This window comes from Aurantimonas sp. 22II-16-19i, assembly GCF_002088275.1.
Lineage (GTDB): Bacteria > Pseudomonadota > Alphaproteobacteria > Rhizobiales > Rhizobiaceae > Jiella.
This window is the reverse complement of sequence record NZ_AQQS01000023.1, coordinates 85,537-92,507: the sequence shown is the minus strand read 5'-3', so window position 1 is coordinate 92,507 and position 6,971 is coordinate 85,537. Positions and strand designations below refer to the sequence as shown.

Sequence of the window (6,971 nt, the reverse complement as noted above, 5' to 3'; positions counted from 1 at the left end):
CCCCGCCGCGCCGCAAGGCAAGGTCGTCCGGCAGGTTTCGGTTTGCGCCAGTTGCGTCGCCATCATCGAATGTGTCTCCATGCCGATCCTTCCGACCCGCTGCAGATACCGGGTCCCGCGCCGAGGCTTCATGATCCCGCGGGCCGGCGAAGCGATCGCCGATCCTCGCAAGCGTCGCAAACCCGCCCCCATCGGTCCGACCAGCGGGCGATGGCATGAGACGAAGCCGCCGACGAAGCAGCGCGTGCCGGACGTTCTGCCACAGCGCGGGCCGTCGAGGGTAAACGGCGCGGGATTTCCGGCACGGCGGCGTTCGGTTTGATCGGCCCATGTTGGCTTTTTGCCACAGCCGCCGCGCCTCGGGCGGGAAAATGCAGCGCCGCTGCCGGCGGGACGAAGCCCGAGGCCGTCACCACAAAAACGGCACAAGCCTTGCGTATCGGGCACCGTGTGTGATGGTAGAAGCGGTGCTCGGGTTCGATGCTTGCCGAAGCCGGTCTGAAGCGGGTAATTGCAGGGCAGGATTGCCCGGTTGCCTGACCCCGACGGGGCCTTGGCAAGGGAAGATTCGAGGTGAAGACCGATGACGGTTGCAACGGATCGAGACTTCGGACGGCCGGGGCGTGCAGCGAAGCTCACCGAACGACGGCAGCGACTTGATCGTTTTCTGTATCGCCTCGGCACGCAATGGCGCGTGATAAGGGCGCTGATGATCCGCGACATGATGAGCCGGTACGGCCGCGAGAACATCGGCTTCCTCTGGCTGATCGTCGAGCCGATCATCCTCATCGCCGGCGTCATCGTTCTGTGGTCGCTCATGAAGGGCACCGTGACGCATGGCGTCTCCGTGGTGGCCTTCACTTTGACAGGCTATTCGATGCTGACGCTCTGGCGACACATCATCTCCCGAGGCACGCACTGCCTGCGGCTCAATGTCGGCCTGTTGTTTCACCAGAACGTCCGCGTCATCGATACGGTCCTGGCGATGATCTTGATGGAGACGGTCAGCACCTTCATTTCATTCCTGTTCTGCTACCTGCTGCTCTATCTGCTAGGGATCGTGGGCATGGTCTACGACCCGCTGTTGATGATTTGCGGTTGGCTGCTGATGTCGCTTTTCGTCGGGGGCCTCATCATGATCATCGGCGGCATCACCGAGATGTCGAAGCCGGTCGAGCGGATGATACAGCCGGTGATGTATTTCACGCTGCCTCTGACCGGCGCTTTCAGCATGGCGTCCTGGCTTCCGGAGAAAGCCCGGGAGTTCGTGCTGCTGTTTCCCATGGTCCACGCCATGGAGATGTTCCGCGCCGGCTTCCTTGGGCCGACCCTGAAATTCTACTATGATCCATGGTATTTGTTCTTGTGCGGCATCGTCACGCTCACCATCGGATTGTGGACACTGAAACGGGCCGAGCGCAACTTTCATGTCGGTTAAGGCAGCGATGTCCACTTTTGCCAGGCGCCTGGGTCGCAAGCAGATCGTGACGCCGGCGGGGTCGGGTCCCAAGGCTCAGCAGCGTCCGGCGGCCGCGGCGGCAGCCCCCCATGGCCGTTCGACGAACCCGCCGCAGGTCTCGCCGCCGGGATCCGGCGAGCATCGCGCGCCAGGAAAGCAACCCGCCGATACAGGGTCGCGGAGCGACCGCCTCGGCCATGGTCGACCTGAACAGCTGGATCGGCGGGGACAGGGTGCCTTGTCGAGGATCAAGACCGCGCTTCCGCGGGTGGGGACGGCTCTTGCGGCGATCGAGTCCCTCGACTTTCAGCCGTTCCGGCGCAGAGACGACGCCGATCAGCCGCCTGTGCAGCGCATGAAGGCCGCCGGCAGAACCGCCGCCGGCGGCGACGTGCAGCACCGGGCCGATCCGAAGCTGTTTCCCGATCGCGGACGCGCGGCGGACAACCGGACGGCCGATGTCACGCTCGAAGTCCCGCCTTCATCTCTGGCAGGCATTTCACCGGTGCATCCGGTTGGCCTTTCCGGCTCGGCCGGTTCGTCCCTGCGCGTGCCGGCGGACGAGAGCCACGAGATCATGCCGGAATCGGCTGGCCAGGTGCGCCAGCTGGACGGGATCGCAGTCGCAGAGCCCTCGGGCCGCAAGCCGCCCTGGCTGTTCCTCGCCATGGTCGTGCTTCCAGCGCTCGTCGTCGGCGTCTATTTCGGGTTCTTTGCCGCCAACCGCTACACCTCCGAGGCGACCTACATCATCAGCAAGGGTGGAGCGGCCCTTGCCGGCGGCTCGTCGATCCCCGGCCTCGCCCGGTCGGATCAGTCGAGCGAGGCGATCATCGTCTATTTCCAGTCCCGCGATGCGGCGGAGCATCTGGCCAAGGACGTCGATCTCGAGGCCAAGCTGATGCACCCCTCGGCGGACCTCCTCAGCGCCTATCCGGGGATCTTCTACGACGAGACGCGCGAAGGCCTCTACGAGGCCCTGCGCGATTCCGTCGAGGTCACGATCAATCCCGATACCGGCATCTCGAACCTTTCGGTTACCGCCTTCACGCCCGAGGACGCCCGGGAACTCGTGAACGCGCTGCTCAAGGAGGCCGAGGCGCTGATCAACCGGATGAACGAGCGGGCCACGAGGGATGCGATCGCGTTCGCGGAAAACGTCGTGACCGAAAGCGAGGACCGCGTCCGCGAGATCCAGAAGCGGATGACGGCGTTTCGCAACTCGGAGAGCATCCTCGATCCGAACGTCCAGTCGTCGAGCCAGATCGAGCTGATGACGAGTCTTTCCCAGCAGCTCACCACGATCGATACCGAGATTGCCCAGCTCCGGGCGTCCGCGCCGAAGAACCCGCGGCTGGCGAGTCTGAGCGAACAGCGCAACGCGGTGGCGGCGCAGGTCGACAAGATCCGCCTGGAGCTCGCCGGCTCCGACACCTCGCTCGCCCCCAAGCTGTCGGCCTACGAAAATCTCTCGCTCGAACGCGATCTCGCGATCCAGGCCCTCACCCATGCCTATACCTCCCTCGAGGAGGCCCGGCAGGAGGCTTTCGTCAACCGCCTGTATCTGCAGACCATCAGCGTTCCGAACCTGCCGGATCGGCCGTCCTTCCCGGAGCCGCTCTACTGGACGGCTCTGGTTGCGGTGATCGGCTACGCCCTCTATCGGATCACCCGGACCGGCATCCGGGAAGCGATGGAACATTCCGCATGAGCACCGGGCTGACACGGCAGGCCGAAGGCGACGCGGTCCGCGGGGCCGTCGACAAACCTGCAGCCGGCACCGTCGGCGCCGCAGCTTCGAAGAAGCGCACCCGCTCTCTCGAAGGTGAGCGCGTCGTCGCCTCCGCTGCCGTTGCGAGAACCGCCGGCGAGGACTCGGTCATCATCCACGACCTGATCAAGTCCTATGAAGGTGAAGCGGGCAAGGTCCGCGTCCTCGACGGCATCAGCTTCGACATCGGCCCTGGCGAGAAGATCGCCGTCCTCGGCAAGAACGGAGCCGGGAAGTCAACGCTCGTCAAGCTGATCGGCGGCGTCGAGCAGCCGGACAGCGGCTTCGTCCATCGGGGCATGTCCATGTCCTGGCCGCTCTCCTTCGGCGGCGGCGGCGTCCATGCCGCGATGAGCGGCCTCGACAACATCCGCTTCATCGCCCGTGTCTACAATCGGCCGGTCGGCGACATGATCGACTTCGTCGAAGATTTCGCCGAACTCGGGAAATACATCCGCTATCCGGTCAAGACCTACTCCGCCGGCATGAAGATGCGGCTGAGTTTCGCCCTGACCATGGCCGTCGACTTCGACTGTTATCTCATCGACGAGGTCATGGGCGTTGGCGATGCGAGGTTCCAGAAGAAATGCCGCGAGGCCCTGTTCGGCCGGCGCGGCCATTGCTCGATGATCCTCGTCAGTCATCATCGCCAGACCATCCTCGAATACTGCTCCAAGGCCCTCGTCTTGAAGCGCGGCCGCGGTCGCCTCTTCGAGGACCTCGAATTCGCCCTCGACCTCACCGCCACGCTCTGAGGCCAAACCTGCCGCCTGCCACCGCCCGGATGGCATGGCCGGCACGAGCCGTGCGCGGTCTTCTCCTGCCGAAACGCGCGCCACCAGGGCGGCCCCAACCGCGAGAGTATCGCCCATGCCGGTCTTTCTCGATCTCACCCGGATCTCGTCCCGCCTTCTGAGAGGCGCGCCGACGGGCATTGATCGGGTCGAATACGCCTATGCCGAGGAACTGGTCGCCAAGCAGAGATACGGCCCCGTCGTCCCGGTGATCACGACGCCGCTGGCGACCGGCGCGATACCGACGGACACCATGCGGGCGCATCTCGCCAGGATCGAGGCCGGCTGGCTGCGCGACCGCGCCAGCGCCGCCGACGACCCGTTCTACATGGAACTGAAGGACGCGATCGACCGGCCCGCCGATCCGCGCCAGAGCGGCGCCCGCCGGCTGAAACGCCAGAGCCGGCGGCAGGTGGCCGCCAAGAGCCTGCAGTTCCCCTTTCGCCAGATCGCCGGGGCGCCGCGCCTGATGCGCCGCAGCCTTGCCGAGACGCGGGGCGCGGACCGGTGCTATTTCCACGGCTCCCACACCCAGCTCGACAAGCCCGCTCGCTTCGCCTGGCTCGCCGCCAACGCCATGCCCTCGGTCTTTCTCATCCACGATGCCATTCCGGTCGACTATCCCGAATTCTGCTCGCCCGGCTCGGCGGCTCGCCACCATGCGCGCCTTCAGACCGTTTCGACGCGCGCCAGCCTCCTCATCGTCAACTCCAGCGCCACCGAAATCGCGGTCACCCGCTACATGCAGGCGCAGGCCTGGCGCGTTCCACCGATCACGGTGGTGCATCTCGGTGTCGACCGATGGTTCATCGGCAACGGAACGCCTGAACCGGCGGCGCCCGAGCGGCCCTATTTCGTCTGCGTCGGAACGATCGAGCCGCGCAAGAACCTGAATTTCCTGTTCAATGTCTGGCGCGGCGTCGTCGAGGCACTCGGCCCCGCGGCCCCGAAGCTCGTCCTGGTAGGGCGTCGGGGGTGGGAGAACGAGAACATCGTCGACATCCTCGAGCGATCGACCGAACTCGGCCCGCATCTCGTCGAAGTGGCGGATCTGTCGGACCTGGGACTTTCGGCGCTTCTGAAAGGGGCGCGGGCGCTTCTCGCGCCGTCTCTCGTCGAAGGCTTCAGCCTGCCCGTCGCCGAGGCTCTCGCTCTTGCCACACCGGCGATCGCCTCCGACATCGTCGTGCACCGCGAGATCGCCGACGGACGCGCCCTGCTGATCGACCCCATCGACGGCCTCGCCTGGGTCAAGGCCATCGTCGCGATGACGGCCAAGGACAGTCCGCTCCGCTCGCAATGGGCAGACCGGGCAAGGGGTTACGAGCCGATGCGGTGGGACGCCCATGTCGAGCGGGCGATGGCGGCGATCGCCGGCCTGTCCGGCCAAGACCGGTGATCGCCGGCCGGTAACCGCTGCGGGAGGCGGCCGCACAGCCCGCCCGTGTTGAACCGCAACGCTCGGCCCCACAGGGTTGGCGCGTCCTCAGGCCGCGACGTTCGCCACGGCGTGACGCATCGCCCGAGCCATTGCCCTCAGGCTTCCGTCGCAGGCTGCAGGACCGGCGCCCCGATGCGGCGGAGCCGCATGGATTCGACCGAGAGCATCCCCTCGATCGCGCCCTCCATCGTCGCGATCTCGATACCGACGGCATGCTTCGTTTCCTCGACCTCGAAGGCGATGGTGACCGCCAGCCGGCCGCGCTTCGGCAGATCGATCTCCTGCTTGCCGCGGGGCCTGCGGGCCTCCTTCACCTCGATCTTCAGCCGGTTTCCCGACCCGTTCTCCTCGATACCGAAGACAATCTCCATCAACCATCTGCCCGCTGGCAGATGCAGGTTGGGCCCGCTGACGAGGGTGCGGGCCGGACCGACGAGGGGAAAGGGCGCCTGCACCACTTCCTGGGTGTCGAGAAGCGACAGCGCCTCGACCGGCCAGGCGATCGTCTTCGTGCCGCCCGACGCGATGAGTTGGCCATAGGCTTCGTCGAGCCGTGCGACGATCGTCCTCTGCTCATGCGAAAGGCGTGACAGGACCGTCTCACTGGAAATCCGGCCGGGAAAGTTGGCCGACATTCCCTCTTCCACGGTCGTGCGCGACGTCAGGGAATCGACCGAGAGTGCCTTCGCGACCTTCTCGATCAGTTCCGGCTCGGGCTCAAGGCCGTAGAACAGAACCAGCGACTGGATCAGCGAAAGCAGCCGCGATTCCGGTGTCGGGCGTTCGTAGCGGACGACGCTCGCCACGTCCGACATCAGGACCTGGCTCGCGATGCTCAGCGTGGCAAGCCGCAGGGCGATCGGGAATTTGGTGTGCTCGTTCCGCATGCCGAAGCAGAAGATGTCCGTCAGCGAACTGTCGAAGATCACGAGCTTGGTCTGCGTGCGTCGCATCAGCTGCGCGACGCGCTCGTCTTGAAACAGCACCTGGACGACGAAGGCGTCTCCCTGACGGTTCTGGAACGCCTCGTAGAGGCTTTCCAGGGAGTGCGTCCGGGCGATGTCGACTTTCGCAAACTTCGCCTCGGCGATGGCGCGAACCGTGTTGAACCCGAAGAAGCCGAAGATCGCCGGCGCTCCGGATAGCAGAAACAGCATGGCGGAATGCCCTGTTGACAGACGGCGCTCGCGACGGCGACGGCACGGCGGCGCGACATCCGGGACCGGCGCCGAATCAAGCCGGATGCATCGCGCATCGCGGACGGGAGGTCAAACCCAAATGGTTTGCGCTGGACAGCCGCGAATGCGATATCGCTCTTCGACGTTCCCTGCGATCGGGTTCAGTGGATCGACGAGCATGATCCGAAGATGGAAGCCGGTTTCGAGCAGGACATGCCAGAACGAGCAATCGCAGCAGGGTCCCGGGCGGAGGCGGCTTCCACGTGCCTCAACGCCCGATCCCTGGCAGACATCGCCCGGATGATCGACAGTCCGGTTCCTCCTTCAC

At 65.5% G+C, this 6,971-nt stretch carries 6 protein-coding genes; 5 read left to right on the top strand and 1 reads right to left on the bottom strand.

What is annotated here, in order from left to right; all coding sequences use genetic code 11:
• From ATO4_RS28110 to ATO4_RS17630, 5 genes are all read left to right on the top strand, one after another.
• The coding region (locus ATO4_RS28110; RefSeq protein ID WP_210191093.1) for a hypothetical protein at positions 1-322 on the top strand (322 nt) is incomplete at its 5' end.
• Between the two features lie 261 nt (positions 323-583).
• Complete coding sequence (locus ATO4_RS17645) at positions 584-1,438, top strand: ABC transporter permease (RefSeq protein WP_083592857.1); 855 nt, start codon at positions 584-586, stop codon at positions 1,436-1,438.
• Between the two features lie 259 nt (positions 1,439-1,697).
• Positions 1,698-3,170: a hypothetical protein gene (locus ATO4_RS17640; protein WP_176223046.1), complete on the top strand. Its 1,473-nt coding sequence runs from the start codon at positions 1,698-1,700 to the stop codon at positions 3,168-3,170.
• Entirely contained in the window at positions 3,167-3,985 is an 819-nt protein-coding gene (locus ATO4_RS17635; protein ID WP_083592855.1) for an ABC transporter ATP-binding protein, read from the top strand. Before ATO4_RS17640 ends, ATO4_RS17635 begins: the two co-directional genes overlap by 4 nt.
• A 115-nt stretch (positions 3,986-4,100) precedes the next feature.
• A complete protein-coding gene (locus ATO4_RS17630) occupies positions 4,101-5,423 on the top strand; it encodes a glycosyltransferase family 1 protein (RefSeq protein WP_176223045.1) in 1,323 nt (440 codons plus the stop codon).
• A 137-nt stretch (positions 5,424-5,560) separates the two neighbouring features.
• Here the strand turns inward: ATO4_RS17630 and ATO4_RS17625 are convergent, their stop codons facing one another.
• Positions 5,561-6,622: a hypothetical protein gene (locus ATO4_RS17625; protein ID WP_083592853.1), complete on the bottom strand. Its 1,062-nt coding sequence runs from the start codon at positions 6,620-6,622 to the stop codon at positions 5,561-5,563.
• Positions 6,623-6,971 lie beyond the last annotated feature (349 nt).

Excerpts from the sequence above, each read along its gene's own strand:
- ATO4_RS17645 (WP_083592857.1), top strand. The coding sequence starts at position 584 with ATGACGGTTGCAACGGATCGAGACTTCGGACGGCCGGGGCGTGCAGCG.
- ATO4_RS17635 (WP_083592855.1), top strand. The coding sequence starts at position 3,167 with ATGAGCACCGGGCTGACACGGCAGGCCGAAGGCGACGCGGTCCGCGGG.
- ATO4_RS17630 (WP_176223045.1), top strand. The coding sequence starts at position 4,101 with ATGCCGGTCTTTCTCGATCTCACCCGGATCTCGTCCCGCCTTCTGAGA.
- ATO4_RS17625 (WP_083592853.1), bottom strand. The coding sequence starts at position 6,622 with ATGCTGTTTCTGCTATCCGGAGCGCCGGCGATCTTCGGCTTCTTCGGG.